26 protein-coding genes are annotated in these 26,607 nt (G+C 43.2%); 3 read left to right on the forward strand and 23 right to left on the reverse strand.

All coding sequences use genetic code 11. The features are described from left to right. Positions 1–68 precede the first annotated feature (68 nt). The 8 genes from B5771_RS17015 to pth form a co-directional block, all read right to left on the reverse strand. Complete coding sequence (locus B5771_RS17015; RefSeq protein ID WP_047809016.1) at positions 69–335, reverse strand: RNA-binding S4 domain-containing protein; 267 nt, start codon at positions 333–335, stop codon at positions 69–71. A gap of 163 nt (positions 336–498) precedes the next feature. Further along, the gene (locus B5771_RS17020) at positions 499–774 is read right to left on the reverse strand and encodes an HU family DNA-binding protein (RefSeq protein ID WP_047809015.1); all 276 of its coding nucleotides are present in this window, start codon (positions 772–774) and stop codon (positions 499–501) included. A gap of 83 nt (positions 775–857) precedes the next feature. Next, on the reverse strand, positions 858–2,315 hold the full coding sequence (gene mazG, locus B5771_RS17025; protein ID WP_088188622.1) for a nucleoside triphosphate pyrophosphohydrolase: 1,458 nt from the start codon (positions 2,313–2,315) through the stop codon (positions 858–860). A gap of 133 nt (positions 2,316–2,448) precedes the next feature. Beyond that, positions 2,449–3,015, reverse strand: coding sequence for a stage V sporulation protein T (spoVT, locus tag B5771_RS17030; protein ID WP_088188623.1), 567 nt, complete (start codon positions 3,013–3,015; stop codon positions 2,449–2,451). A gap of 159 nt (positions 3,016–3,174) precedes the next feature. Then, on the reverse strand, positions 3,175–4,143 hold the full coding sequence (locus B5771_RS17035) for a peptidyl-prolyl cis-trans isomerase (RefSeq protein ID WP_088188624.1): 969 nt from the start codon (positions 4,141–4,143) through the stop codon (positions 3,175–3,177). 36 nt (positions 4,144–4,179) lie between these two features. Further along, positions 4,180–7,719 carry a transcription-repair coupling factor gene (gene mfd / locus B5771_RS17040; RefSeq protein WP_088188982.1) on the reverse strand — a complete coding sequence of 1,180 codons (3,540 nt, stop codon included), beginning with the start codon at positions 7,717–7,719 and terminating at the stop codon, positions 4,180–4,182. A 146-nt stretch (positions 7,720–7,865) separates the two neighbouring features. Continuing rightward, positions 7,866–8,042: a hypothetical protein gene (locus tag B5771_RS24370; RefSeq protein WP_172408304.1), complete on the reverse strand. Its 177-nt coding sequence runs from the start codon at positions 8,040–8,042 to the stop codon at positions 7,866–7,868. 55 nt (positions 8,043–8,097) lie between these two features. Next, a complete protein-coding gene (gene pth / locus B5771_RS17045; protein WP_088188625.1) occupies positions 8,098–8,655 on the reverse strand; it encodes an aminoacyl-tRNA hydrolase in 558 nt (185 codons plus the stop codon). A gap of 93 nt (positions 8,656–8,748) precedes the next feature. Here pth and B5771_RS17050 point away from each other — a divergent pair, with 93 nt between their 5' ends. Next, positions 8,749–9,477, forward strand: a complete 729-nt coding sequence (locus B5771_RS17050) for a PRC-barrel domain-containing protein (RefSeq protein WP_088188626.1) — start codon at positions 8,749–8,751, stop codon at positions 9,475–9,477. 20 nt (positions 9,478–9,497) lie between these two features. On the opposite strand, the gene B5771_RS17055 is transcribed toward B5771_RS17050, so the two are convergent. From B5771_RS17055 to B5771_RS17090, 8 genes are all read right to left on the reverse strand, one after another. Further along, complete coding sequence (locus B5771_RS17055; RefSeq protein ID WP_047809009.1) at positions 9,498–10,439, reverse strand: ribose-phosphate pyrophosphokinase; 942 nt, start codon at positions 10,437–10,439, stop codon at positions 9,498–9,500. Between the two features lie 2 nt (positions 10,440–10,441). Further along, on the reverse strand, positions 10,442–11,815 hold the full coding sequence (gene glmU, locus B5771_RS17060; RefSeq protein WP_088188627.1) for a bifunctional UDP-N-acetylglucosamine diphosphorylase/glucosamine-1-phosphate N-acetyltransferase GlmU: 1,374 nt from the start codon (positions 11,813–11,815) through the stop codon (positions 10,442–10,444). A gap of 209 nt (positions 11,816–12,024) precedes the next feature. Further along, entirely contained in the window at positions 12,025–12,279 is a 255-nt protein-coding gene (gene spoVG / locus B5771_RS17065; protein WP_009617236.1) for a septation regulator SpoVG, read from the reverse strand. A 97-nt stretch (positions 12,280–12,376) separates the two neighbouring features. After that, positions 12,377–13,225, reverse strand: coding sequence for a pur operon repressor (purR, locus tag B5771_RS17070; RefSeq protein WP_088188628.1), 849 nt, complete (start codon positions 13,223–13,225; stop codon positions 12,377–12,379). A 2-nt stretch (positions 13,226–13,227) separates the two neighbouring features. Then, complete coding sequence (locus tag B5771_RS17075; protein WP_088188629.1) at positions 13,228–13,923, reverse strand: GntR family transcriptional regulator; 696 nt, start codon at positions 13,921–13,923, stop codon at positions 13,228–13,230. A 20-nt stretch (positions 13,924–13,943) separates the two neighbouring features. Next, on the reverse strand, positions 13,944–14,810 hold the full coding sequence (ispE, locus tag B5771_RS17080) for a 4-(cytidine 5'-diphospho)-2-C-methyl-D-erythritol kinase (RefSeq protein ID WP_088188630.1): 867 nt from the start codon (positions 14,808–14,810) through the stop codon (positions 13,944–13,946). A gap of 171 nt (positions 14,811–14,981) precedes the next feature. Continuing rightward, positions 14,982–17,630, reverse strand: a complete 2,649-nt coding sequence (gene cphA / locus B5771_RS17085) for a cyanophycin synthetase (protein ID WP_088188631.1) — start codon at positions 17,628–17,630, stop codon at positions 14,982–14,984. 91 nt (positions 17,631–17,721) lie between these two features. Next, a complete protein-coding gene (locus B5771_RS17090; protein WP_047809003.1) occupies positions 17,722–18,522 on the reverse strand; it encodes a cyanophycinase in 801 nt (266 codons plus the stop codon). Between the two features lie 121 nt (positions 18,523–18,643). On the opposite strand from B5771_RS17090, the gene B5771_RS17095 reads away from it, so the two are divergent. Continuing rightward, positions 18,644–18,982, forward strand: coding sequence for a L,D-transpeptidase (locus B5771_RS17095; RefSeq protein WP_088188632.1), 339 nt, complete (start codon positions 18,644–18,646; stop codon positions 18,980–18,982). A gap of 91 nt (positions 18,983–19,073) precedes the next feature. Here the strand turns inward: B5771_RS17095 and yabG are convergent, their stop codons facing one another. Continuing rightward, entirely contained in the window at positions 19,074–19,910 is an 837-nt protein-coding gene (gene yabG / locus B5771_RS17100; RefSeq protein WP_088188633.1) for a sporulation peptidase YabG, read from the reverse strand. 93 nt (positions 19,911–20,003) lie between these two features. Between yabG and B5771_RS17105 the strand changes: the two genes are divergently transcribed. Then, entirely contained in the window at positions 20,004–20,876 is an 873-nt protein-coding gene (locus B5771_RS17105) for a glycosyltransferase (RefSeq protein ID WP_088188634.1), read from the forward strand. Here the strand turns inward: B5771_RS17105 and B5771_RS17110 are convergent. The 6 genes from B5771_RS17110 to B5771_RS17135 all read right to left on the reverse strand — a co-directional run bounded on the left by B5771_RS17110 (position 20,860) and on the right by B5771_RS17135 (position 26,555). Beyond that, positions 20,860–21,426, reverse strand: coding sequence for a hypothetical protein (locus B5771_RS17110; RefSeq protein ID WP_088188983.1), 567 nt, complete (start codon positions 21,424–21,426; stop codon positions 20,860–20,862). The genes B5771_RS17105 and B5771_RS17110 overlap by 17 nt on opposite strands. Positions 21,427–21,683: 257 nt before the next feature. Continuing rightward, positions 21,684–22,511, reverse strand: a complete 828-nt coding sequence (gene rsmA, locus B5771_RS17115; RefSeq protein WP_088188635.1) for a 16S rRNA (adenine(1518)-N(6)/adenine(1519)-N(6))-dimethyltransferase RsmA — start codon at positions 22,509–22,511, stop codon at positions 21,684–21,686. Next, positions 22,495–23,046: a ribonuclease M5 gene (gene rnmV, locus B5771_RS17120; protein ID WP_088188636.1), complete on the reverse strand. Its 552-nt coding sequence runs from the start codon at positions 23,044–23,046 to the stop codon at positions 22,495–22,497. The genes rsmA and rnmV overlap by 17 nt, the downstream gene beginning before the upstream one ends. 128 nt (positions 23,047–23,174) lie before the next feature. After that, a complete protein-coding gene (locus B5771_RS17125) occupies positions 23,175–24,347 on the reverse strand; it encodes a glycosyl hydrolase family 18 protein (RefSeq protein WP_088188637.1) in 1,173 nt (390 codons plus the stop codon). A 110-nt stretch (positions 24,348–24,457) separates the two neighbouring features. Beyond that, complete coding sequence (locus tag B5771_RS17130; RefSeq protein ID WP_088188638.1) at positions 24,458–25,165, reverse strand: N-acetylmuramoyl-L-alanine amidase; 708 nt, start codon at positions 25,163–25,165, stop codon at positions 24,458–24,460. Between the two features lie 217 nt (positions 25,166–25,382). Further along, positions 25,383–26,555, reverse strand: coding sequence for a 3D domain-containing protein (locus B5771_RS17135; protein WP_088188639.1), 1,173 nt, complete (start codon positions 26,553–26,555; stop codon positions 25,383–25,385). Positions 26,556–26,607: the final 52 nt, after the last annotated feature.

A 26,607-nucleotide genomic window follows, 5' to 3' on the forward strand; every position in this document is an offset into this window, starting at 1 on the left:
CCCTATTCAGTTCGACTGTCCTTTAGACATACCAAAACACTTTTAAAAAACTAAAAGACAGAGCCTTTTTAACAAGACTCTGTCCTTCGTTCATCTCTGATTAATTCATAGAGGGTGTGGGCTTCGTTAGCCTTAACGCTATTGGGGGTAGCCAAAACTTTTACTTCTACAACATGATTGGCCATTTCCAGAATGATTTGGTCTCCCGGTTTAACTTCCGCAGAGGGTTTAACAATTCGTCCATTGATACTGATTTTTTCTCCTGCACAAACATCTTTGGCAACTGTGCGTCGTTTAATCAGGCGAGAAACTTTTAAGTATTTGTCAATACGCATAAGTTACTGTTAATAACCCTCCCTTTTCAAAACTCGGACCCAGTTTTTATCCAATCGTAAGACTCCCACCGAAGTCTCAATGTTCAGCTTTAGCTGAACAACGAGTTTACTAAAAATCAGGTTCCAGTATAACCGGAACCTGATTTCTCAAAAGTCCAAATCCTTACTTTTGGACTGCATCCTTTAGAGCTTTTCCCGCTTTAAAACCAGGCACCTTAGCGGCAGGAATGACAATTGTCTCCTTAGTTTGCGGGTTTCTTCCCGTTCTTTCAGCACGTTCTTTGACCTCAAAAGTCCCAAAGCCCACTAATTGGACTTTTTCGTTTTGTGCTAAAGATTCTTCGATCGTAGCGAAAACGGCACTTACTGCCTTTTCTGCGTCCTTCTTGGACATTTCTGCCTTCTCAGCAACTGCACTTACTAACTCAGCCTTATTCAAACTAGTCCCTCCTAAATAACTGATCTTATCTCGTAAACTATATTTCGCGATAAATAATCAATCTCCTGCTTATTCGGGTAAGATTACATTAATTTGCCGCCTTTTTCTTGTAATTTTGCCTTTTCCCAATAGACATCCATTTCATTAAGGGATAGTTGCTCAATTTTTTGACCTTCTTCGCGGCTTAATTCCACCATTTTAAGGAAACGCGTCTGAAACTTATGTACAGCTTCCCTTAGAACTTCCTCTGCGTCCAATTTAAGGAATCTCGATACATTGACCATTGCAAACAACAAATCCCCAAATTCCTCCCGAATACCTACTCCGGTTTTTAAGGCACTCTCCAGCTCAAGTAATTCTTCCTGAACCTTCTGGTATGGTCCCTCCAGATCACTCCAATCGAACCCTATTTTAGCCGCCCTGCGCTGCGTTGAGGAAGCCAGCATAAGAGCAGGCAACCCTTTAGGGTCACTGAAAAAGCCTCTTTCTTCCTTTGTGTCGGCCTTTTCCTCTTGTTTAATTCTATCCCATGAGCGAATCACATCATCAGCAGTTTCAAGCACTTCTTCACCGAATACGTGAGGATGCCTGCGCAGCAGTTTTTGAATAATCCCTTGTAAAACATCCTGACTTTCAAATATCTTGTTCTCTGAGGCAATTTGAGCGTGAAATACAACTTGCAGTAATAAGTCTCCCAACTCTTCACATAAATTATACATATCCTCTTTTTCGATCGCCTCTAATACCTCATAGCTCTCTTCAATCAGACAAGGTTTTAAGGTTTGATGATTTTGTTCGCGATCCCAAGCACAACCATCTGGCGAACGCAAAATTTCCATGATTTGAAGTAATTTTGTCCAAGAAATAACCTCCGAACAAGGCGGCAAGACGATTGTCGTTAGGTGATCAAAGGAACCATGATCCATTTCGAAAAGAGGATGCTTGTCCACCCGCTCATTGTGAGTGCCCAGACCCTGTACAATAAAGACATCTGCCTCATCGGGATAGGAACTCATGAGATCAAGTTTAACCTCAGAAGCAATGAGTTGATTATAAACCTGAGGAATAATGAGCCACTCTCTCCCTGTTAGTCCAGCATCTTTGAGCGCATCATAATTTCGAATAAGCATCCCTTCAATGGGATCAAAATTCAGTACCCGGAAAATCTCATCAACAAAGCTCATAGCAGGATGAACAATTACTTCATATTCTGGTCTTAAATTTTTCCAGAGCAGCTGAATAGTTTTCTCAGCTACCATAGGATGACCTGGCACGGCATAAATAACTTCCGAGTCCTTTCCCAACTCTGCTCTTAATCGTTCCGTTATCTTTTGATACACCTCTTCAAAGGTATCCTCCGAATCATAAACTTCATCAAAGGATTCTAACTGAACGCCTTCCGCCATTAATTCCTGAACACAGGGATGATGCAAAGTTCTTACAAAAACCTTCTTGGCGTTACAAAGACGGCGATAGTTTCCTAACGTTAATTGTTCAAGCCCCGAAGGGCCAAGACCAATGACATGAAGACACGAAGACATTCTTTCACCTCCTAAAGCTAGTGTAGCATAAAGTAAAATAAAGCGGGAGTACCGCTTTATTCCTACAACCAGAAATTCAATTAATATATAATTACATTCCGGTAGTATAAGAGTAACTAATTTATAGTAACGCCTATTGCTCCATTTGTTTGGCCAAAAATACTGCTGCCGTCTCTACCAATTTAATTTCTAAATCCCCCATTTTGGCATTTGGCTCTTTCGATATGATAATAACCGCTCCGATAGGGTCCCCTTGGGATATTATGGGAGCGATGACTTCACAGACTATTTTTGCTTTATCATCTTCGTCATTGTCGCTAAGTTTAGGTACATTGGTCTCACCGGAGTTCGTCAACCCGATTTGAATAGTTCTCCTTTCCTCCATGGCTTGTTCCACAGGATGATCAATTGGTTTATTTAAATACTCTTTCTTCGAAGCGCCTGCTACTGCAATAATAGTATCTCTATCCGAAATGCAAGTAATGTGTCCGGTTGCTTCAAACAACGAATCAGCATACTCCTTGGCAAACTCCCCTAATTCTCTTATCGGGGAGTATTTTTTGAGGATAACTTCCCCTTCACGATCTACAAAAATCTCTAACGGATCTCCTTCCCGGATACGAAGAGTCCGACGAATTTCCTTTGGAATAACGACACGACCGAGGTCATCAATTCTTCTTACAATGCCTGTTGCTTTCATAGGCGCACATTCCTCCTTTGTTCCCGAAGACTCATTTCGTCCTTTCTATTACTATTTCAGATCAATGATAGTATATATCTAGAGATTGCCAATTATTCATTATTTTCCAATGCACAAAAAAAAGAAGGCAATAAGTTTTGCCTTCTTTTAGTATCACCCTTAACTTGCCGGTTGATATCCTTGAGCATATTCAATCTTAGCTTTTTTACGCAGGTCATCAAAAAACGTCTGAAATTTGGTGTCCTTAGCCGCATTAAAAGCATCCTGAGTTACTTGAGTCTTTACTTTCGCCAAATCCGGAGTAGTAGCAGGCGTATGCGCTTGAACGTAAATTACATGATAACCAAACTGCGTTTTAACCGGAGTTGTGGAAAATGTCCCTACCTTCTGAGCAAAGGCCGCCGCTTCAAACTCCGGCACCATTTTCCCCTTCGTAAAGGTGCCAAGATCTCCTCCCGACTGCTTGGCTCCCGGTTCAATAGATTTTTCCTTCGCTAATTGTTCGAACAAAGGTAGAATCTGAACGTTATTTTTTTGGGCCTGTTCTAGCTGGGCAATAATTGCTTTGGCCTCAGCTTCAGTCTTGAGCAAAATATGATGAGCAGTAACACTCTCAGGCTGGCCATAATTGGCTTTGTTTTTCTCAAAATAGGCTTGAACTTCGCTCTCTGTCGGCTGTTTCACATCCGAGGTTATCTTGGTATAAACCGCTAAGAAGTTCTTTAATTCCGGTTCGCTCATTCCTTGTTGGTTTAGCATATCCTGAAATTTAGCATCTGTACCCATATTCTTTTTTATAGTGTCTTCCTGACTGTTAATAGCAGGATCCCCTGTGTTCAACTTAAGGTTCTTAACCTCTTGGTCAAGAAGTTTACCTTCAATCATTCGCTCAAGGACTTGACTTTTAATTTGGGTCAACGCTTGTTTTCCTTGGTCCGTATCAAACTTCATACCTTGATTCTCGTAGGTTTTTTGAGCCTCTGCCACACGTGCATCATAGTCCTTAACTGAGATAGATTCTCCGTTAACTTTGGCTGCCCATTTGCCATCAACCAGCGAGGAACAACCCACAGTGATCAATGTCACCATAAGAATACTCACTAGTATCCCCAGCCGGGATTTTTTCATTCCGACACACCCTTTCAATTCACTTAGTCCAGTATATCAGGGAGTTCCCCTCGAAGCAATGTTCCCAAAAATTATAAGGACACGCCGCACTGCCCCAATCACCTCTTCTTGATCAAGCGTACGAGTGCGGACCTTACATTCCAGATTTCCATTAGGCAGAGAATTAAACGACAGGGGCAAGGGAGAAGCTGAAGCGATGGCCATTAACCGCTCTCCGGACATCCCAAGATCTGCTCCAAAGCGAAGGCTGATATTTTGTTTTGTTTGTTGAATTTGTTCTATGCGAATCGGACCGGCTAAAAGCTTGATACGGATAATTTCAATTAAATGTTCCACCTCACGAGGCGGCGTTCCAAAACGATCTACTAATTCATCAACCATTTCCCCAAGTTCTGCCTCGTCGGCAACCTTGGCCAGCCTTTGATACAAAGAAGCCTTAGTTTGCTTATCAGCGACATAAGAATCAGGCAAATAGGCATCGATTTGCAGCTCAATACTTGGCTCAGCAGCTTCTTCAACCTTTTCTCCCCGCAATTCCTGGACTGCTTCCTTGAGCATCTGACTATAAAGTTCGAAGCCGACAGCTGCTAAATGGCCATGCTGTTGAGCCCCGATCAAATTCCCTGCACCGCGAATTTCCAAATCCCGCATAGCAATCTTAAAACCTGCTCCAAATTCGGTAAACTCACGAATGGCAGCCAGCCGTTTCTCAGCTATTTCTGTAAGAACTTTCTGAGGTTTATACAGAAGATAAGCATAGGCTTTGCGGTTTGACCTTCCAACTCGGCCGCGAAGCTGATATAACTGGGACAGACCCATGCGGTCAGCTTCATCAATAATCAGTGTATTGACGTTGGGCATATCAAGACCTGTTTCGATAATTGTAGTTGAAACTAGGACATCAGTTTGCTGTTCCAAAAAATCAAGCATAACTCGTTCCAGCATGGATTCACGCATCTGTCCATGAGCCACACCAAAACGAGCTTCCGGAACTAATTGACCTAAGAAGTTAGTAACCTTGTCCATATCCTCAACTCGATTGTGAACAAAAAACACCTGTCCTCCCCGTTGAAGTTCCCGTCTTATAGCATCCCGCACTACGTCAGGCCGAAACTCCGTGACATAGGTTTGTACGGGATATCTGCCTTCCGGCGGAGTTTCTATTACGCTCATATCCCTGACTCCGACTAGGGACATATGAAGAGTTCGGGGAATCGGTGTTGCCGACAAGGTGAGCACGTCAACATTACCCTTAATGGTCTTCAGTTTTTCTTTATGAGCAACTCCGAAACGTTGTTCCTCGTCGATAATCAAAAGCCCTAAATCTTTAAATTTAACGGCATCCGCTAAAATGCGATGGGTTCCTACAATAACATCAATCCGTCCTTCTTTTAGGCCCTGAATGATTTCTTTCTGCTCCTTAGGCGAACGAAACCGGCTCAACATATCAATTGTTATGGGATACCCTGTAAATCGTTCGCGCAAAGTGTTGAAATGTTGTTGTGCCAGGATGGTGGTCGGAACTAAGAAGGCTACCTGCTTGCTGTCCATAACCGCCTTAAAGACTGCTCTGAGAGCAACTTCTGTTTTCCCATAACCTACATCTCCGCAAAGAAGCCGGTCCATAGGACGAGAAAGCATCATATCCCGTTTAATATCGGCAATGCACTTTAGTTGATCGTCTGTTTCAACATAAGGAAATTTCTCTTCGAATTCTATCTGCCAAACATTGTCCGGTGAAAAAGCATATCCCGAAGTAGCCTCCCGCTGAGCATAGAGCTTTAGTAAATCAAAAGCCATTTCTTTAACCGCGGAGCGGGTTTTACTCTTTACTTTATGCCACTCAGTTCCTCCGAGCTTGTAGAGCTTGGGCAAACTCTCCGCAGCACTTCCTAAATACTTTTGTAAAAGATGAAGTTGGTCCAAAGGAACATAAAGGCGATCCTCACCAGCATAGCGAATTCCGAAGTAATCCTTTTCTATTCCAGCAACCTCTAAGCGTTCAATCCCGGTAAATTGCCCAATTCCATGATGAACGTGAACTACATAATCCCCGGGTTTTAAGTCTGAGACGTAAATATTTTTTGTCGAAGCAGGACTCGGTTTCTTTCCGGAAACCTTACTCTCGCGTTTGTAAATTTCAGCTTCCGTAAGCACCACTAGTTTTCCCAGAGGCAGTTCAAAGCCTTGATCCAAGGAATACGGATAGACGTATACATGTCCATCTTCAATTGTATCTTCGAGATTTTTGCGGCTGGCTGTGACCCCCCTGTCCTTAAGGCCTTGGAGCAAACGCTCAGTATGTTCCTCATCTCCCGCGAAGAGAGCAACAATATTTCCTGCATCCCTATAATGTTCGATTTCATCCACTAACTTGCTTGTTTTTCCCATAAAACCGGTCAGAGAACGAGCGTTGAGATTAAAAACCCGCTTGGGAGTCAGACCCGGCGTCTGCCTTATTAACGTGGAGAGACCAATGAAAGGATTTTTTTGGCCGTGCCTCAGCAAATCTTCATACCTGATAAACAGAGTCTCAGGGTGGACAAAGCCTTCACCCTGTTCTAATTGTTGGGTAAATTCCATCAAGCGTTCATTAGCCTGAAACTCCAACTGTTCTTTTAAGCGCAGCGGCTCATCTAAGATGACATAATGATTTTCGGCCAAATATGAGAAAAAGGGAACGAGAGGCGTATTAACCAAACTTAGGAATGGATAAACATTCTCATCGAGGATTCCCTGCTGCAAACGTTCTTCGAGGAAAATCACTCTGCTGCGCAAACGCTCGGCTGCATCTGTTCTGCCTGCTCGCTGCAGGCGGCCTGTCGCTTTGCGGGCTTCTGCCCGAATAGTAAAGCGCAGTTCTTCAAGTTCTTCCCTTGTTACTACATATTCCATTGCCGGAGAGATTAAAACTCTCTCTTGAGACGAAATCGATTTCTGGGTTTCAAGATTAAAAGTTCGAATAGAATCCACTTCTTCATCGAAAAATTCTATACGCAGGGCTTCTTCATCAAGAGGGGCAATATCTAAAATCCCCCCTCTTAGGGCAAACTGACCTTTTCCTTCAACCGTTTCGACACGCTCATATCCTCCAAAAATCAGGATTGAAAGAATATCATTGAGCATATACCCTTTTCCCACTTCTAAGGTCAGGGAATAATCCTTCCAGCGCCGAAGTGGAAACACGCGCCGCTCTAATGCTAACACAGAGGCGACAACCGTGCAGTCTTGATCCAATGACAGACGATTAAAAACACGAATTCTCTCCGCCGTCGTTTCTTTGCTTTTTCCCAGAACTTCAAAGGGGAGCCACTCAGTAGCGGGAAAATGTAAGATCGTTTTTTGAGGGCACCATGTTTTTAAATCCGCAGTCAACTTTTGAGCCTGTTCTTCAGAATAGGTCAACACTAATCCCGGGGTTGAATTCTGCAATAGTTGGGAGATCAGAGCTGCCTTTTGACTGCCGCTTAAATCATAAATCATTTGAGGCCATTCTCCAGACCTAAGGGACCCCTCAATCTTGTCAATATCCAGCCCCCGGCAGAGGTAATCACGAATTATTTTCAAAACACCCATCCTTTCGGGCGGCAAAAAAGATGAACGTCCATCATGGGACCCCCACTTGCCTACTCCTCTAAACTGATAATAAGGCATGGCGTCAAGCGACATGCCTACATTTAACAAATTATTGTCCGCCCTAAACTCTTAGTACTGAAATATCTTTAATGAAAAACATTCCCAGACTCCGTTTTCAGTTCATTCAGACAATCTGGACAAAGGGTATACGAGACATTTCCAACGATATCCATTATAGAGTCCGAATCAGCGCTGGTCAAGTCATCAAGCTCAATCTCTCCCAGGATCCTGTCACAGGCATGACATACTTTCATAACCCTCATCCCGTTTCACCTCCCTAGCACTAGAATTACCCCTAGCGCGAAAGGTTATACCAGGTTAACGATGGTATAAATTCATGGCCCGGTTTGTATCTCCCTTAATCCAAAGGCCTGCCACTTTTTCTGCCCTATCTAATAAGTCTTCAATAATAGGCAGCTCACTTTCTCCGAACGTCGAAAGGACATAGCGTGCAGGATCCCATTCTTTTGGCGGCCGACCTATACCTAACTTGAGTCTCCAGAAGGCTTCTGTGCCCAACTCGCCTAAAATTGATTTAATTCCGTTATGCCCCCCGGCGCTCCCGTGATCACGCAAACGCAGTTTGCCTAAGGGCAAATCCATATCATCGTGGACAATCAGGACATCCTCCGCAGCAATTTTGTAGAAGTTAACAAGTTCTTTAACTGAATGTCCGCTTAAATTCATAAAGGTTTGAGGCTTCAAGAACAACAAACGCTCCCCTTGCAGGAAACCTTCTGCCCATAATCCCTGAAATTTGGCTCGAAACTGAAGCCCTAAGACTTCGGCCAGACCGTCAAGAAACAGAAAGCCAACATTATGACGTGTCTCTGCATATTGAGGTCCCGGATTGCCCAGGCCGACAATAACCTTCATTCAAATACCCTCCTAAGCATATTCATCTTCTTTTCCGAATACATTCATTATGGATAAGCAACGAATAAATCTTCACCATAAGGGGGTGAGCTTTTGAAGCCAAGTAGAAAATTTTTATCCTTACCCATTATCTCCCTTCAAGAAGGACAGCAAATAGGATTTGTAAAAAGTCTGGTCCTCGATGCCGGAACAAAATCGCTCGCTGCAATTATTGTGGACCCCAAAGGATTTTTTAAAGATCAACGCATTATACCCTATGCCAAAGTCATCAGTGTCGGCGATGACGCAATCACCATTGATAAAGAAACTCACGTGGAAAAAACCTCAAATCTTCCCGAACTGTTAGAATTAGTTAAAGAAAAACTGGCACTTATCGGCACAAAAATAATCACAGAATCCGGAAAAACCCTCGGAACCGCTGATGAATATTATATTGATCCAGATTCAGGGAAAATAACCCAAATTGAAATCTCGTCCGGAAAACTCAATGGGTTCCTGAACGGCAAGGCTTGGATGTCCGCAGACTATATTACGACCCTGGGACATGATGTCATTGTTACTCAGCGGGGAAGCGAAAATTATCTGTCCGTTTCCGACAAGGGACTTAGTGAATCCTTTAAAAATCTTTTACATTCAACGTCCCATCGTGCCTCCGAAACAACCCATGCAGTCAGCAATTACTTCAAAAAGCCAAAACATGGCAACGATAATTTGGAAACTCCGGAAGAAAAACCTCCCGTAATTGTAACCGAACTGGACATAACACCGACAGAAGATCAAGATCCGCCGGAAACTCCTCAAACCAAAGAACCCCTGGGGTAAATACCCCAGGGGTCTTCTTTTTAGCTAAAAAGTTTACTCACTGAGAGATCTTCGTGAATACGAACAATGGCTTCTCCTAAAAGCGGAGCTACTGAAAGAACTTTTATTCGAGGAATTGTTTTCTCTTGACCAAGAGGAATTGTATTCGTAACCACAACTTCCTGCAGCACTGAGTTCTCGAGCCGTTCGATAGCCGGCCCGGATAAGACAGCATGAGTACAACAGGCGTATACTTCTTTAGCGCCACGCTCAAGGAGCGCTTGAGCGCCTTGAGTAATCGTTCCGGCGGTATCAATGATATCATCAATCATGATTACTGTTTTTCCTTTTAATTCGCCGATGACATTCATGATTTCGGAAACATTGGGTTCAGGCCGGCGCTTGTCGATGATGGCAAGAGAAGCTCCAATACGTTCCGCAAGGTTTCGCGCCCTGGTAACTCCGCCCAAATCCGGCGAAACAACACAGAGATTTCCCAAACCCTTTTCGCGGAAGTACTCTGCAAGAATCGGAACACCGGGTAAATGATCAAGAGGGATATCAAAGAAACCCTGGATTGCAGGGGCGTGCAAATCCATGGTTACAACACGGTCAGCACCTGCGGTGGTTATTAGATTAGCCATGAGTTTGGCAGTAATTGGGTCTCTGGCCCTTGATTTACGTTCTTGGCGAGCATAGCCGTAATAAGGCATTACAGCAGTAATTCGGCGTGCCGAAGCCCGGCGCATCGCATCAATCATAATAAGCAATTCCATAATGTTGTCATTGGTTGGAAAACAGGTCGGCTGAACCACATAAATATCTGATCCCCGGACACTTTCATCAATGACAATAGAGATTTCTCCGTCACGGAAACGTTTAATTTTAGCGTCCCCAAGCGGAACTCCCAGATAATCAACAATTTCCTGTGCTAACGGTCGATTGGCATTTCCACAGAAAATCTTAAATTCTTTTGCTGCCATGCCTATTTTTGCCCCCTATTTCTCTTTTCGCGATGCCATTGTTCCTTAATTATTTGTTGACTCCGTTCCACTGCCAAGGCTTTTGCAGGAACATTTTTAGTAATCGTTGAACCTGCACCTGTTACAGCATAGTCTCCCACTTCAACGGGAGCCACTAAATTCGTATTACTGCCAATAAAAGTATGGTCTCCAATTTTCGTAGGATGTTTACTGCTGCCGTCATAATTGCAGGTAATCGTACCTGCTCCAATATTTGCAGCCTTTCCAATCTGCGCATCACCTATATAACTCAAGTGAGGGACTTTAGCCCCCGCTTCTATTTTACTATTTTTAATTTCGACAAAATCCCCAACCTTTACATCTGCCTCTAGGCTTGTACCAGGCCGCAAATACGCAAAAGGCCCAATGTGACAGCGCTCGCCAATTTTCGCATTTTTGGCAACCGTATAGGTTACTTCAGAACCACTTCCTACCTCACAGTTTTCCAACGTTGTCTGAGGACCAATTACAGCATCCTCCTGGACCTTGGTTTTCCCCGAAAGCCGGGTGAAAGGCAGGATCGTGACATCCTGGGACAGCCTTACTTCAGTATCAATAAAGGTTGAAGCAGGGTCAACAATCGTTACTCCCTCTGCCATCCAATGTTCAAGAATGCGCTCGCGCAGAATCCCTTCTGCCTCTGCCAGCTGGCTCCTGCTATTAATCCCCAGCGCTTCATAAGAATCTTCGGTGCAATAGGTCAGTATTCGTTCTCCTTGCTTTAAAAAGATATCAAAAACATCGGTAAGATAATATTCTCCTTGAGCATTTTGAGGAGTAATTTTTGCCAAAGCATCTTTGAGCGCTGATCCTCTAAAACAATAGGTACCAGTGTTAATTTCTTTAATTAAGCGTTCATCAGAAGTTGCGTCTTTTTCCTCGACAATCCTTACAAGTTGATCACCATCTTTAAGGACCCGCCCATAACCAAACGGCTCATCTAAATAAGCCGTTAAAACAGTAGCACAGGCTTCTCCATCTTGATGCAGTTTTAAGAGAGCTTGAAGTGACTCAGGTTTAAGTAACGGCTGATCCCCGCTCAGAACAAGTACCGTTTGAGCGCCTTCCAAATAGGGCAAAGCTTGCATGATAGCGTGTCCTGTTCCCATTTGTTCAGTTTGAACTACTATCTCTGCGCGTTCTTGAACTTTGGCCGCAACAGCCTCACGGCCATGTCCGACAATCACGAAAGGTCGTTCAATCCCAACTTGGTTGGCCACGTCCAAGACATGTTCAATGAGCGGTTTCCCTGCTAATGAATGCATAACCTTTGGCAATTTTGAGCGCATTCTTGTTCCTTTTCCAGCAGCCATGATCACCGCTACCAAATCAGGCATTTCTATTCGCCTCCAATTTAGTTTAACCTCTACAGATTTTTACATTCCAAAAGTTCTTTATTCGTCAAATATGCCCAAAATCCTTTTTTAGTACAACGATATATCAAAAAGAAAACGTATAACTAGAGTATACAGACTTTTCAAAAACCTGCTTATTTTTGCCCACAAAAAAAGAAGACCTCCAAGGTCTCCTTAATCTTTTAAATTAATTAAATCGCTTCTTGATACGCTTTTAAAACAGCAGTCTGAATGACTTCCCGTGCTGCAGCGGAAATAGGGTGAGCGATATCACGAAATTCTCCCTCAGGTGTTTTTCGGCTGGGCATCGCAACAAAGATGCCATTCATCCCTTCGACTACTTTGACATCATGCACAACAAATGCATTATCAAAGGTCACAGAAACCACTGCCTTCATCTTACCTTCCGTGTTAATCTTTCGAACCCTCACATCAGTAATATTCATTATGAATCACCACCCTTCCCTTTGCTTTCCAGGTCTGTCCATAATGTTATTCTCTGCATGGTAAAAAAATCCTGCCTGCAATTCGGGAAAATTTTGATTAGGTTGAATAATTTCCTAATATTTTAGCGAATAGCAAATCATCGGGGACTATAGTTGACTTTCCGCAATTAAGATCGAGTTCACGCAGCTTCAAAAGTGATAGATACCCATCGACAAGCTTTGCCTCAGAGGTTATTTGAGTTTCTACCAAAACTCCGATACCGATAACATCTGCCTCGAATTCGTGCATTAAATTCTTAATGCCTAAGGCAGTACCTCCTGCTTTCATAAAATCGTCAATCACCAGAACTTTACGCCTGGGATCCAGAGCCCTGCGCGACAGAGACATGGTCTGAATACGACGAGATGACCCGGAAACATAATTAATACTTACTGAAGAACCCTCAGTTACTTTATTTCCTGTACGAATAACCACCATGGGCAAGCCGAGGGCTTCTGCGGTAACCAAAGCCAAAGGAATTCCCTTTGTTTCAATGGTAACAACAACTTCAGGTTCTTTCTCTCTGAAAGCACTTGCAAAAATCAGTCCCAGTGGACGAAGAACTGCCGGATCATAAAGCAGATCAGTCATATAAAGGAAGCCGCCCGCTAAAATTCTTTCCTTCTCGCTGAGCCGCTGTGCCAGGCTGCTTAAAAAGTGAGCCGCTTCTTTTCCTGAAATTTCAGGAATATAACGCACCCCACCTGCTGCTCCAGAAATAGTTTCCAAACGTCCTTGTCCGGAAAGCTGTAAACTCCCTTTAACTGCCATTAGATCCTCGCTAATGGTAGATTTTGCAGTACCAAATCGTTCTGCAAAAAAAGTCAGTGGAGTCAGAACATTCGGGTTTGCCATTAATAATTGGGTGATAGCCACCATACGTTCCGCCCGTTTCATCTTTTCCACGATTATTGGTCCGCCTTACCGGGATCGTTCTTCATTCTTAAAGTCTCAAACATAACATTCTCGGCAGTCACGATATGAGCCATAGCCAGTGCTTGGGCTTCTTCACTGTTGTGATTTCTTAAGGCTTCTACAATCATGCGATGTTCTTCGATAGCATCCTTGTTCCGACCGGGAACCGCTAAAGAAGTTGATCGAAAGCGTTGAATTTGTTCCCGCAAATTCGCCAGGATTTGAATTAAGCGTTCGTTGCGGCTTGCTTTATAAACAAGGGCATGAAAATCTGTGTCTGATTTAACAATTTGCTCCAAATCCATTTCACCTTCATGCGCCCGGTAAAATAATGCCTGCTCCATTTGTTCTAATTCTTCATCTGTAACCCGCTCCGCAGCCAAGCCTGCTGCCAGGCCCTCCAGGGCTGAACGAATTTCAAATACATCCGCAACGTCTTTGAGAGAAACTCCCGCTACATAAGCACCTTTACGAGGAATCATAACGACGAAATTTTCCAGCTCCAATTTGCGTATAGCTTCGCGCACAGGAGTTCTGCTGACACCCATTTCTTCAGCCAGCTGAATTTCCATTAATCTCTCCCCGGGTTCAAGAACCCCATTAAGAATTGCCTCTCGCATGGACTCGAAAACTATCTCCCGCAAAGGTTTATAACCATCAAGCACTACCGGTAATAATCGTTTTTCCATTTTCCAGCTCCCCTTTCACACTATATTGCTTCACTACCTACAGTTTTGGTAACCCAAACGTTTTTACAGCCTCTTTTTCTCAATTTTTCGGCAACATGTCGTGCATGTTCATTGTCTTTAGCAATTCCAAAAACGCTCGATCCGCTGCCTGACATTAAAGTCCCATAACAGTTCTCTTCCAGCAATTGTTGCTTAAGTTCGGAAATCTCCGGAACCATTAGAATCGAAGCAATCTCTAAATCATTAGCTAACAACACTGCAATCTGCTGTGGCGACGATTCCTTTAATGCTTGCTCCCAATCCGATCTCGAGAGATATCCGGGTTTACCTTCTCTGTCAAACCTTCGATAAGCTTCCCCAGTATTTACGCCTAATGTTGGTTTAACCAAGACCAGATCAATATTAGGAACGTTTGGCAATAAGTCCAGCCGTTCCCCGCGTCCCGTAGCCCACATGGTCCCGCCCCTCAGACAGAAGGCCACATCGGCGCCACACTCCCCTGCGAGGTCTAACAGCTTTTCCGCTGTCAAAGGTTTATCATAAAGTTGATTTAATAGCCGCAGTGTCGCGGCCGCATCGCTGCTCCCGCCGGCTAAACCGGCCTGAATCGGGATTTTCTTGTCAATATCAATTTCTACGCCATCAGAAATCCCAAGCTCCCTGAAAAATAATTCGGCCGCTATATACGCAAGATTTCCTCTGCCGCTTAGCTCTCCACAGTGACACGTTATAGTCTCACCACTACGCCTCACCCGTACAATGTCATGTAAGTCAATTGATTGCATTACGCTTTGAAGTTCATGATATCCATCATCCCTCATTCCCAGAACCGCTAAGGCAAAATTTATCTTAGCATAAGCGAACGTTGTAAGGAAAGGATGTTCCATTACTATAACCATCTCCGAACGTTAGGATTGCATTTCTTTTTATTATACATGTTTTTCCGAAGGATTCCAGCATTCTCTCATAAAATGAAACAAAACAAAAAAAATGAAGCGAAAGAATTCCATCGCTTCATGATTCACAAATTTATCCAATCGTAAAACACTAAATTACTATTAACCTCCGACCGCCAATTCATGGGGGATAGATTTTTTACTTTCGGTTTGCAGCTCCAATCTCCGCTGAATTTCTTCTTCAATCGGTTCGAGGTGTTCATAAAACATGACAAAGGTATCTCCGGATTTACAACTATCGAGACCTTGCTTAAAGGCTTCTATTTCGGAAAGAACTATTATAATCTTATTTTTATCCATTCCGGAACGGACCGCTTCATCATAAAGGATATTAGCAATTTCTCCGGGTTTTCGTCCCCGTAAATCTGTATCCTCACGAATCACAAGCCGGTTAAAACCTTGAGCGGCAACCCTGCCAACTTCGCGCACCAGCTCATCGGGACGATCACCCGGGACGGTAATGCACCCTGCTAAGGTTTTACAGCTAAGTTGTTTTAAGGTCTTACATACTTCCCGAATTCCAGCAGCATTATGTCCATAATCAACAACAACTTGAACCCCATTTAATTCATAAAGATTTAAACGTCCCCGGTTACAATTTACGTCTGAAGAGAAAGTTTTCAAAGAATTTCGTATCGTTACAGCGCTTAACCCTAAAGCCCACCCTGCAGCAACAGCCGCTAACGCGTTTTGGAGGTTATGTTTTGCCTTTCCGTCCCATGTAACCGGAAGCTGTTTTACTGAACAGATTCGAGAACTTTCTGAGCCCTGACAAAGTACAATCATTCCGCGTATGACGAAGACAGCTGTTCCGCCTATACCCAGGTGTTTTCGAACATGAATATTATCCTTCTCTGTACTGAATAAAATAACTCGTCCCTGTGTGCGTTTAGCCATAGCAACAACCTGGGGGTCATCAGCATTTAATACAACATAACTATGAGGTTTAACAATCTCCGCGACAAGGCTCTTGACATGGGCAATATCCTCAAGGGTTTCGATTCCATACTGACCGAGATGATCTATTGAAACATTGGTGATGACCGCGACATCAGCATAGTCGTAACCTAAACCTGCTCGCAGCATCCCTCCCCGTGCGGTTTCAAGAACTGCCACCTGGACATCCGGATGCCTTAAGACAATTTTGGCACTTTCCGGTCCTGTCATATCTCCTTTGAGCCATAATTTCTGGTTAAAATAAATACCATCAGTTGAGGTCATACCTACCTGAAGCTGTTGATCACTCAGCATTTTACTGATCATCCGAGTTGTTGTGGTTTTCCCATTGGTACCTGTAATGGCGATTATGGGAATTCTCCCGTTTCCTGTTGGCATGACATGATCAAGAATAGCCTTGCCAACGTCCCGAGATTGACCAATGCTTGGAAAATGGTGCATGCGAATACCTGGGGCCGCGTTAACTTCAATAATATGCCCATTATTGTTTCGATAGGACTCTGCAATATCTTCGATAACTATGTCTACTCCTGCGACATCTAACCCAATTAATCGAGCAGCATATACGGCTAATTCGACATTATCAGGATGGACCTGATCCGTCACATCCAGCGCGATACCTCCGGTACTCAGATTGGCACTATCCCGCAAATAAACAATCTCTCCTAAGGATGGAACGGTGGAAGTAGTCATTCGTTTTTGGGAAAGTGTCAGAAGCACCACTGGATCAATCTTAATTTTCGTTAAAGCTTTCTCATGATCATCCCCGCGCTGTGGATCCTTGTTAATCTTGTCTACTAATTCTGCAATAGTTGATACCCCATCGCCTACCACATGTGCCGGAATTCTTTGGGCTGCCGCTATCAAACGCCCTCCCACAACGACCAGGCGATAATGCTGTCCGGAAATGTATTCTTCAACGATGGCCCATTCTCCATAAGTTTGAGCAACCTTAAAAGCAGATTTAACTTCACCGGCACCTGAGAGCTGTAAAGTAACCCCCTTTCCCTGATTACCTCGCAAAGGTTTAATCACTACGGTGGTATTCATTTCAAGAAAGGCCTCTACAGCATCTTCTTCCGTGTTAACGATGACTCCCCAGGGAACCGGAATCCCTCCTTCACTAAGGATCTTCTTCGTTAATTCTTTATCACAGGCAATATCTACCCCAATACTTGAAGTTTCTCCGGTAACGGTCGCCTGAATCCGTCGTTGATTGCGGCCATAACCTAATTGGAGCAAGCTGCCGCCATTTAACCGGCATACAGGGATACCCCGTTCTTGGCAGGCATCAACAATCATTTGCGTTGAAACTCCAAGTTTATAATCATTCGTTACATTTTTGATTCTCCGAATTGCCTCTGAAACGTTATAGTTTCCATTCTTCAAAAGAGCCTTAACTAAAGCAAATCCTTGGCGAAACGCTTCAATTGCCCCCTCTTTTGCTTCATAGTTAAAGATAATTTCATAACAGCCCGGTTCTTCAAGGATAGCCATTGTTTTGCCGTATTTAACCGTCTGCCCCGCCTGGGTCAGCAATTCAATAGTTACGTGCTCAATCACATGTCCTATTAAAGTGCCTTCATGCAAACGCTCTAAAAAACCTCCCGGTTTCCCTTTGGAACAATAGTGCTCATCTAATGATGGCAACGTTTGGATAAGACGAGAAGAAAAATCTCCTAACTCATTACTGAAGCGTTCCGTCCATTCTTGGAGATCCACAATCGCTCGAATAATTGGCCGATGGCAATAAACATTAGCCCCTTCGATCGCTTGGATTTCTCTTATCTCCATTATGTTGTTTTTCTCCCTTCAATAGCATGGATCATACTACAATAGTTTTAACCTTTTTTCCGTTTGGTATTCCTCCCTCTAAATCAGTCCTTTATAGTAAGGATTCCCTTCGTTTAAGGTCAAAGCCATAACCATCGGATAGAACATGCAGCAAAATCGGACTTAACACTAAAGACTGCCCCGGACTTGTTTCAGAAACATTAGTGGTCGTGGAGGAAGATGCATCTGCCACCGTTACTGTATTACTGCCCACTACAGTAAACCTTGCATCATCTTGAACTAAAATTGCCGTATCTTCATCGATGCCAACTCCAAGAACATAAGGGTTGTGAGATATTGCTGATAAAAGACGCCCTATCCGTCCCCGTTGAGCAAAATGCTGATCAATAACTACAGAACGCAAAAGGCCGAGTCCCGGCGCCATGGTTAAAGAATCTTTTTTAGCAGTCCCTGCTTCGCCGCCTACAATCATCGTATCCGACATCACAGAAGCCCCTGCGCTGGTCCCTGCAATAATAACTCCACGTTCATATAATTGTTGGAGTGTACTTCCCAAGATAGTTCCGCCCAACAAACCGGTAATTCTTAATTGATCTCCGCCGGTAAAGAAAACCCCTGTTGAGTTTTCAAACTCCTTGCCAATCCCTCTCCTGTTGGCCTGTATACGGTCAGAAACATCGAGAACCTGTACCTCTCGCGCCCCTAATTCAAGAAATAAGGAATGATACTCATTTCCCACTTGCAAAGGTAATTCTGTTGCGGCTGTCAAAACCGTAATCCGGCTCTCCTTTCCCCCTGCTTCTTGAACAAAGCGTTTGAGAATTTTACATTCATTCTTTTTATCTTCAGCGCCGCCAATGATGAGCAGCCTTCCTTCCACATGTTCTGTCAAAAAAATCCCTCCAGTCCCTTTTATTTTCCGCCTAAAGAAGGGGTATTATGCAACGAACATTCAAGAATCCGTTACATACCATGAACTATACCCTTTAGTGAAGAAAGGAGGCATAAGATTAATGTCCAGTTCTTCTCTTGTTGTTCATACTCAACGCCGCCAACTTGAGCTTTACGAAGACAACCGCCTAATATATCGTTTTCCAATTGCCGTTGGCAAAAACGAAACTCCCACGCCCCATGGTTTCTTCTACATCGCAGCCAAAGCTATGTATCCCGGAGGAGTTTTTGGCAGCCGCTGGATGGGCCTTTCTCTTCCTCAATATGGAATTCACGGCACAAATAACCCAGCTAGTATTGGTCAAGCTGTATCGAAAGGCTGTATCCGCATGTATAACCAGGACGCGGAATTTGTTTACCAACATGTAGAAATAGGTACACCTGTTAAAATTCAATCGTAGGTAGCAAGGAACCATCCATTGATACAAGTGGATAAAAATGAGATTAAGAGAAACGAGAGCGGTCTGTTAAACACAACCGCTCTCTAACACATCAATAAGGGCTTCTTGGATAACCTCGCCGCATTTGCCCCCGTGTCTCGATCCCGCCAACCCCGTCCGTTCCTGTGATTGTATGCATTAAAATGTCTTTGACTGAGACAATTTGATCCATGGGAGTAAACGCGATTCTTTCGACTATAAACACCGGATCAAACGCATGAATCAACATCCTCTTCGGTGATGAAGCGAAATTTGCTCCCGCTTCCAGAATAGCCTCATAGTTAGATTGACAGGCCCCGGCAAAAATAACCAGGCCATCTCGATTAGGCTGAAAGCGGCGGGCCTCTAAAACTGACTCGACAAAATACCTCGAACTCCGATAACTGTCTAGACTATGAAAATCCTTCTTCCCTCGCAGAAATCCATCATGCCCAGTTAACACTAAAATATCCGTTGGATTTTCTTGCAAAATTTTACGAATTACTTTTGGTTGTTCTACCTCACTTTTACAAATCCCCTTGGCTTCAATTCCCATTTGACGATAGGTCCTTATACATTGATTTAAATACTCTTGATCCCCATCTAACTGCAGAACCCGGCCGGGGATTTCAAAATATTCCTTTAAGTCGTCCTGTACTGCCTTTCTCTGACTTGTAAGCTTGTGTAACTTTTGATAGATCATTTTATTATCTTCTCGTTCATAGTTCATCACTTCGACTGGACTTTTAAACACAAGATCCGAAAACGGAGCATCAGCTAATAGTCTTAAATTAAGCCCTTTGATGATCGCCGAACGCTCTTCAGGATTACCATCAATAACATTGACGATGTGAAAATAAATATCCTGCTGATGAGAACGTCTCGCTACGATATCCCCGACTCGAAACATGGACTTCCCTCCTTCCCCTTTTCGCTATATCTTATGTCGCATACCAGCAAACGACATATACTATAACTAGTAAATCCCAAAGGAGGAGCAAGGATGTTCTCAGCGATCATACCCGCTAAAAATGAGGAGAAGAGCATTTTGGCAGTTTTAACAACGGTTTTGCGTCTTCCCGTAGATTATATTATTTTAGTTCTCAATGGCTGCACAGATCAGACTTTAGAACTTGCTCGTTCCATTCCTGATTCCCGTATCCATATATTGTTCTTTTCTGACCCTTTAGGCATTGATATACCACGAGCGGTAGGGTCCCTTTATGCTCGCTCTTTAGACGTAGATGGAACCCTTTTTATCGACGGCGATATGTCCGGGGATATCTATCAAAACCTGCTTTCTCTCATCACAACAGTGAACTCTGGAGTTGATGTCGCTCTAACAAATTGTTATCCCTATATAACCAACCGCCAAAAGCTGGCCAATCTTGTTCTGAAATTTCGTGCCAAACTCAATCGCGAACTCGATTTATTTAAAAGTCTTGGCCTATCTACCCCAACACACGGACCCCATGCCCTTTCCAAGCGAGCTTTGTTAACTATCCCTTCTGAGGCTATTGCGATTCCGCCTCTCACCTTATTTTGGGCCAAAAGATTGGATCTCGTGATAAAAGTAGCAACATCCATTCCCCATCAAAGACTTCACTCTCCCAGAAAACATCGGGGCCATGCCCGCTTAATTGCCGAAACCATTATTGGCGATTGCCTTATGGGACTGGCTCTGAGCCAAAATCTTCCTTCAACTCGTTCACTCGGCAAGCATCAGTTACTTGGTTATCACCCGGAAAGACGTTTTGATCTGCTCCAAACTTGGGAACAATCGTTAAAATCTCGGGACATATTTTACGAACAACATGTTATTCTTCCCAGAACCCCTGTCTTAGCTTGCAGTTCAATTATCAACTCCTCTCTTTGAGGTCTATCCCGTGTTTCTGAAAGTATTGTAATATTTTCGTCTTTTCATCGATTCGAACGTGAACCGTTGGCTGAACTTTGCCTTTTTCAATGCCATTCCATTTCATATAAATAGTTTGGTTATATGATTTATTTAAAATTGGATCTCCATATTGTAAGTCAACAACAACATAATGAGGCTTGATATCACTTTGCTGATAATTAGGCTTCTCGCTTGGAAGTATCATTACCAGACTTGACAGAGCATCTTTGGGAATTTCGTTGACAATGGCTGATTCGTCATGATGAATCGGTTCTCCCGCTAAAGTTTCAGCAAAAACAATGGTTTCACTTGATAAATTTACTGCCGGATGAACTCCAACATTATTGAATTTTAATTCTAAACTCAGCTCATTCCCTAAAACCACTTGAGGTGATTCTTTCAAAACAAAATATGGCCGCGCTGTTTCTTGCTGTACTTTCCAGGCGGCAACCGTCAAATAAACAGTAATTAAAGCAGTTATTGCCAATACAGTTGTTGCCAGTGTGGCAATAATATTTGACCACTTCATTAACCGATGGTTACTTTCTTTACTCAAACCTATCCTCCTTTAATTCAATCCTTATATTGAAACAAAAAATACGCTTCCATAGAATTCGGAAATTTCTCCAATTTTATGCTTGCTCCTGAAAAGATAGACATTAGCTAAAATGTTATTGTATAAAAAAGGAAGCCTTATGAATACAATAAGGCTTCCTTTTATAAGATATTTCTCTAACTTATCCAATTCGTAAGACTCTCACTTCTTCTTTCTACTTCTGTAGTTACCTATGAGTAAAATAACTTCGTTACAATCTGAAATTCCTCAATGCTTAATGACTCTGCCCGTCGTCCATCTGAGATTCCAGCCATGTTCAATTCTTTAACAACAACTTCCTTATCCAGGGCTAAACCTGCAGAAAGAGAGTTTCCCAGGGTTTTACGACGCTGGCTGAAAGCAGCTTTTACAACTCGAAAAAACTTTGTTTTATCGACTTCGAGACCTGGATAAGGGCGAAGATCTAATCGTAACACAGAAGAAGTTACTTTCGGGGCCGGCCAAAAATCCCTGGGCATGACATCCATTACTTTTGTAACCTGGGCCGAAACTTGAACAGCTATGGATAAAACCCCATAAGTTCTACTCCCCGGACGGGCAGCTATCCTGTCTGCTACCTCTTTTTGAACCATGATTGTCATCCCGCTCAAAATGTCTCCTTGATCTAAAAAATGCATGATGAGAGGACTTGTAATATAATAGGGCAAATTGCCGACCAAATATCCCTTTTGATCTCCCCAAAGTTCTTTTAAATTAAGTTCAAGTGCATCCATATGTACATATTCGATGGGAAGTCCCTGCAGCTCTTTCTTCAAAGTATCAATTTTCTGGGAGTCTAATTCAACAGCCCACATCTTTTCGACCTTGGGGGCCAAAGCTCGTGTTAAGACGCCCAGACCAGGGCCAATTTCCACCAGGGGCACATCCGGTCTAAAAGTGCTTGCTTCAACAATCCCCTCAATTGCCTGATCGCTGACCAGAAAAACTTGTCCCAGTGATTTATAAGCACGTGAACCACTTCGGATGAGGCGTCTGACATATTCAGCAGTACTCTCCATGCCTAGCCTCCTCAACTGCTTTAAAAAATAATTCTCGAGATATCCCAAACCGGTTCAAGCGGTGAAGAAATTGTTTAGCATTACTGTCACCTATCCCTAATCGTCTCCCTAAGGCCAAGCGAAAATCACTTGCCCGGCTCGAACCCGCAAGCCCTGCCGACCATAAATCGTCCATAGTAAATGTCTCAACTGAACTCCCTTGCTCCTGTTGAATATGAGCGAAAGCACGGCGAATTTCTTCCGGATTGGCATTCTCCACCCCAATGTCTCCCCGTTTCGTCGCAGCCTTTTTACTAAGATAAGCATGCTTAGCCTGAGGAACATAGTTACCTATACGCTTTCGAATCTGCTCTCCAACGGTATCCGGGTCTGTAAAAACAATGACACCTTGGCGAACTGCCATTTCAGCAATATATTCTAGTTTTTCCTTTGTTAGTCCGAAGCCTTCAGTCCAAAGAATATCAACATTTCCCAGGGCTAGGCGAACTGCATGGGCGTCATTTTTCCCTTCTACCACTATAAGTTCCTTGATCACAACAATATTCCCTCCGTTTCCAACTCCTTTTATCTTACCCGAGATTCGGCTAAGACTCAAATTTTAGAGTTAAACTGACGTAAAAAAAGGGGGGTTAATCCCCCTCTTAAAAAGTACGAGTTCACTCACTACTTAGCTGTTGTTTTATTTGTACCAAAGGTACTCGACACTGAATTCCAAATTGAGGGATCCTCCATTCCAAGACGCCAAATAGCGACACCATGCAGCTTGTGTTGTAATGTATACTTCATTTTTGTTTTTAAACTTGCTGCATTTTCAAAAAATACTTCGTGTCGGACTCCATTTGCCGTATAGGTAAACTGTGGAACTTTGGCACTGGGATCTGTTAAAATTTGAACGCCATGTTTTTTGGCTCGGGCAACAGCTTGAGCATAGGATAAATAATCCGGCATTAACGGCTTATTTGAACCCCAGTCATAAGCATATACGGGAAGTCCCATTACGATCTTATTGCTGGGGATCTTGCCAACTGCAAAGGTAATGACACGATCAACCCAACCCTGTGAAGCAATAGGTCCTTGCGTTGTTCCCATACCATGTTCATCATAGGTCATAAGAACAACTTGATCGGCTGCTTTACCAATTGCCGCGTAATCATAAGCACCGGACCACAAATCAGAGGGATAATCCACAAACTTTGCAGGAATAGAGATATTGAGGACTTTATCCTTGGCTTTCAATGCTTTGCCTAATTGCGCCACAAAGGCCGAAAAATTGTTGCGGTCGGCAGGTGGTGTTTTCTCAATATCAACAGAAATTCCATCCCAGTTATCTTTCATTGCGAGATTTACCAAATTTGTAACGAAATTGGAACGTGCTCCGGCATTTGCTAAAACACGATGCGCTAAATTGGCATCAAACCCTACACTTCCGCTCATATTCATGTTATGAACCAAGGCATAGACTTTCGAACCATTTTTTTTCGCCGTATTTTTGGCGCTCATATCAACGTTTCCTGCTGGAATCACTTTTCCTGAGCCATCAAAGGAATACCAGAAAAAGGCAACTTCATCAAGCATCTTTCCATTCTTGGTCATAGATGCTTTTGAACCGGGAGTCGGCCCTTCTGGGTCTGTGTAAAATCCCATAACAACTCGTTTGTCTGATCCCAAAACAGAATCCCGAGTGGCTCCAGCCTCAGCTTTCGGGGGTTGTGTACTCTTTGAAGTTTGCTGTTGTTGATTTGATGGCGTGTTAGGAGTCGGTACATTCGAACATCCTGTTAAGGCAAGTCCCAAAATCAGGGTACTGCTCATCATAAAAGTCAGAAACCGTTTCATGCTGCGCTTCAACTCCTTCGAATAGATTCGGTTACTGACTTTATTCTCCCCGCTTCAAACAACGTTATGTATGATAGTTCTAAGAGTATAATTTATCCTATAGTTATTAATTATGGTATTTCAAAATAGCGGGCAATCCCTTTAGCAATTGCTCTGGATAATTGTTCTTGATACCATGATTGTTGAAGCTTTTTTTGTTCCTTAGCACTGGATAAATACCCTACTTCAACAATAACTGCCGGCATACTTGTATTATTGATGATATAAAAATCTCCCGGTTTGGCAATTCTTCGATTCATTGCTGGTATTTTTATCAGTTCTTGTTGGATTAATTCAGCTAATTCTTTGCCTGATTTTGATTTATAATGATAAAATGTCTCAGCTCCGGAATTCCGTCCCTGAGGTGTAGCATTGACATGAAGGCTGACAAACACATCGGCTTTTGCTCGACTGGCCATTGCTATGCGGCGGTTCAGATCAATTTGCTTTTTCGTAATTTTTCCTTTAACTCCGGCAGGCACATAGTCAATATCTTCCTCTCTCGTTAAAAAAACCTCAATACCGGAGGGTCTAAGCATTTCCTTAACTTTTTGAGCAATTTGCAGGTTGATCGATTTTTCATAAACTCCCTGAGATGAAATTGCTCCCGGATCGTACCCACCATGCCCGGGATCGAGCATTACCGTATAATGTGCTTCGAAATGACTAACGACTGCTGTGGAGCCCTGCCAAAGTACTGAAAAAATCAACAAACTCATAACCCCAAGAACAAAACCAATTGCCATTTTCTTTCCCGGTACTCCCAAAAGCAGACGCATTCAAATTCCCCCGTTTCTTAGGTTACCCTAAAGACTATGACCCTAAGTTAAAAGTTATAACTTCTCACCTTAGGTATTATCCGAAGGTTTAGCACGAAGATATCCGGTGGAGCTGCCCGGGGCATAGATGTTTGATGATCATAGGAAAAGCCCCTGAATAAACTTTTCAGGAGCCTTTTGAAAACATTTCCACTTCAACAAGAGAATGTCACCATAATTACTGAAGGTAAACTAATACATAACGTACGCCCCAAGACATTGCAGCCGCTTGAGAATCCATATATAGGTCAACTCGATTGCCTTGTATCAGGCCTCCTGTATCCAAAGCACGTCCGCTCCCATAACCATCTACATAAACCTTCGAGCCTAAAGGAATAACCCTCGGATCAACAGCAACTACTCCCCATTGAACCGGCGCTCCAGTTTTCGTTATACCGCCGGGAATACAGTAAGCCGTTGCTCTCATGATATAGGCCTTTTTAAAATTAATTGTCTGCCCGCCGCGAGAAACAGATGTTTGTGCTCCCCGAGAAACGAGTTCATTGATCGGAGCGGCAACCACACGCTGCTCAAGAATTTGCCGATCGACTTCTTTTCCATCTTCGAGGGTTAAACGTATAGTCTGTTCCTGAATACCATTAGAACCACGGCTAAGAACTTTATCAGGTAATCCAACAGGATAATCCCCAGGCTGAGTTACCATCTGATAAGGAATCTCACTTTTCTCAGTTTCCACCTTTTCGGCCACTCTCACTACCTTAACCTTTTCATTAGCCGTCAATATATGGTTAAGCGCCAGAGAAACCTTATCCTTTGCTCCCAAAACAATATTCAACTTCTTTAAGGCCTCAGCTACTGTGCGGGGCGCTAAAAAAGTATGGATTATCTTTCCATCCGCTTGCACAACAACCGGAACAGACCTTCGCACTTTAATATCCATTTGCTCTTTAAGATCTTCAGAACGTGGTTCATTAACTTCATCGACGTCTTTAATTTGAAGGCCATAGCGTTCTGACAAATCATTAATTGCTTCACCAACCGTCTTAGCTGTAGTCCTCACTGACAGAGTCTGTTTGTCTACAGTAAGGTGAATCGGTATGCTTCTTGTAACAACGACCCTCATACCTTTGGTAATTCTTGAATTTCGAGGAGGATCCACTACATCCTCAGGGTTAAACTCTAAGTTGGAATACGCAAGGGCTTGCCCGACAGTATTAAAAATCGTTGTCACAGGTATCTCTTTGTCATCAACTTCAATCGTAATTGTTTTCATATTGAAGGCCAGAATTCCGCAGGCAAGCAGTGAAAAAATCACGAGGGCAACTGCAGCTTTACCTAAGCGACCTCTGCGAACTAACGCCAAAACCGTAGTTCGAGAATTCTGAAACATTGAATCCCTCCAAAACCCATAGCAATCAACCAACCTCATTTTAATTGATAAG

This window comes from Desulfosporosinus sp. FKA (assembly GCF_002196785.1).
Taxonomy (GTDB): Bacteria; Bacillota; Desulfitobacteriia; order Desulfitobacteriales; family Desulfitobacteriaceae; genus Desulfosporosinus; species Desulfosporosinus acididurans.

What these genes read in the sequence shown, in the direction of transcription:
- B5771_RS17015 (WP_047809016.1), bottom strand. Translation starts at nt 335, where the DNA reads ATGCGTATTGACAAATACTTAAAAGTTTCTCGCCTGATTAAACGACGC.
- mazG (WP_088188622.1), bottom strand. Translation starts at nt 2,315, where the DNA reads ATGTCTTCGTGTCTTCATGTCATTGGTCTTGGCCCTTCGGGGCTTGAA.
- spoVT (WP_088188623.1), bottom strand. Translation starts at nt 3,015, where the DNA reads ATGAAAGCAACAGGCATTGTAAGAAGAATTGATGACCTCGGTCGTGTC.
- B5771_RS17035 (WP_088188624.1), bottom strand. Translation starts at nt 4,143, where the DNA reads ATGAAAAAATCCCGGCTGGGGATACTAGTGAGTATTCTTATGGTGACA.
- mfd (WP_088188982.1), bottom strand. Translation starts at nt 7,719, where the DNA reads ATGGGTGTTTTGAAAATAATTCGTGATTACCTCTGCCGGGGGCTGGAT.
- B5771_RS24370 (WP_172408304.1), bottom strand. Translation starts at nt 8,042, where the DNA reads ATGAGGGTTATGAAAGTATGTCATGCCTGTGACAGGATCCTGGGAGAG.
- pth (WP_088188625.1), bottom strand. Translation starts at nt 8,655, where the DNA reads ATGAAGGTTATTGTCGGCCTGGGCAATCCGGGACCTCAATATGCAGAG.
- B5771_RS17055 (WP_047809009.1), bottom strand. Translation starts at nt 10,439, where the DNA reads ATGGCAGCAAAAGAATTTAAGATTTTCTGTGGAAATGCCAATCGACCG.
- glmU (WP_088188627.1), bottom strand. Translation starts at nt 11,815, where the DNA reads ATGCCTGATTTGGTAGCGGTGATCATGGCTGCTGGAAAAGGAACAAGA.
- spoVG (WP_009617236.1), bottom strand. Translation starts at nt 12,279, where the DNA reads ATGAATATTACTGATGTGAGGGTTCGAAAGATTAACACGGAAGGTAAG.
- B5771_RS17075 (WP_088188629.1), bottom strand. Translation starts at nt 13,923, where the DNA reads ATGGAAAAACGATTATTACCGGTAGTGCTTGATGGTTATAAACCTTTG.
- ispE (WP_088188630.1), bottom strand. Translation starts at nt 14,810, where the DNA reads ATGGAACATCCTTTCCTTACAACGTTCGCTTATGCTAAGATAAATTTT.
- cphA (WP_088188631.1), bottom strand. Translation starts at nt 17,630, where the DNA reads ATGGAGATAAGAGAAATCCAAGCGATCGAAGGGGCTAATGTTTATTGC.
- B5771_RS17095 (WP_088188632.1), top strand. Translation starts at nt 18,644, where the DNA reads ATGTCCAGTTCTTCTCTTGTTGTTCATACTCAACGCCGCCAACTTGAG.
- yabG (WP_088188633.1), bottom strand. Translation starts at nt 19,910, where the DNA reads ATGTTTCGAGTCGGGGATATCGTAGCGAGACGTTCTCATCAGCAGGAT.
- B5771_RS17105 (WP_088188634.1), top strand. Translation starts at nt 20,004, where the DNA reads ATGTTCTCAGCGATCATACCCGCTAAAAATGAGGAGAAGAGCATTTTG.
- B5771_RS17110 (WP_088188983.1), bottom strand. Translation starts at nt 21,426, where the DNA reads ATGAAGTGGTCAAATATTATTGCCACACTGGCAACAACTGTATTGGCA.
- rsmA (WP_088188635.1), bottom strand. Translation starts at nt 22,511, where the DNA reads ATGGAGAGTACTGCTGAATATGTCAGACGCCTCATCCGAAGTGGTTCA.
- B5771_RS17125 (WP_088188637.1), bottom strand. Translation starts at nt 24,347, where the DNA reads ATGAAACGGTTTCTGACTTTTATGATGAGCAGTACCCTGATTTTGGGA.
- B5771_RS17130 (WP_088188638.1), bottom strand. Translation starts at nt 25,165, where the DNA reads ATGCGTCTGCTTTTGGGAGTACCGGGAAAGAAAATGGCAATTGGTTTT.
- B5771_RS17135 (WP_088188639.1), bottom strand. Translation starts at nt 26,555, where the DNA reads ATGTTTCAGAATTCTCGAACTACGGTTTTGGCGTTAGTTCGCAGAGGT.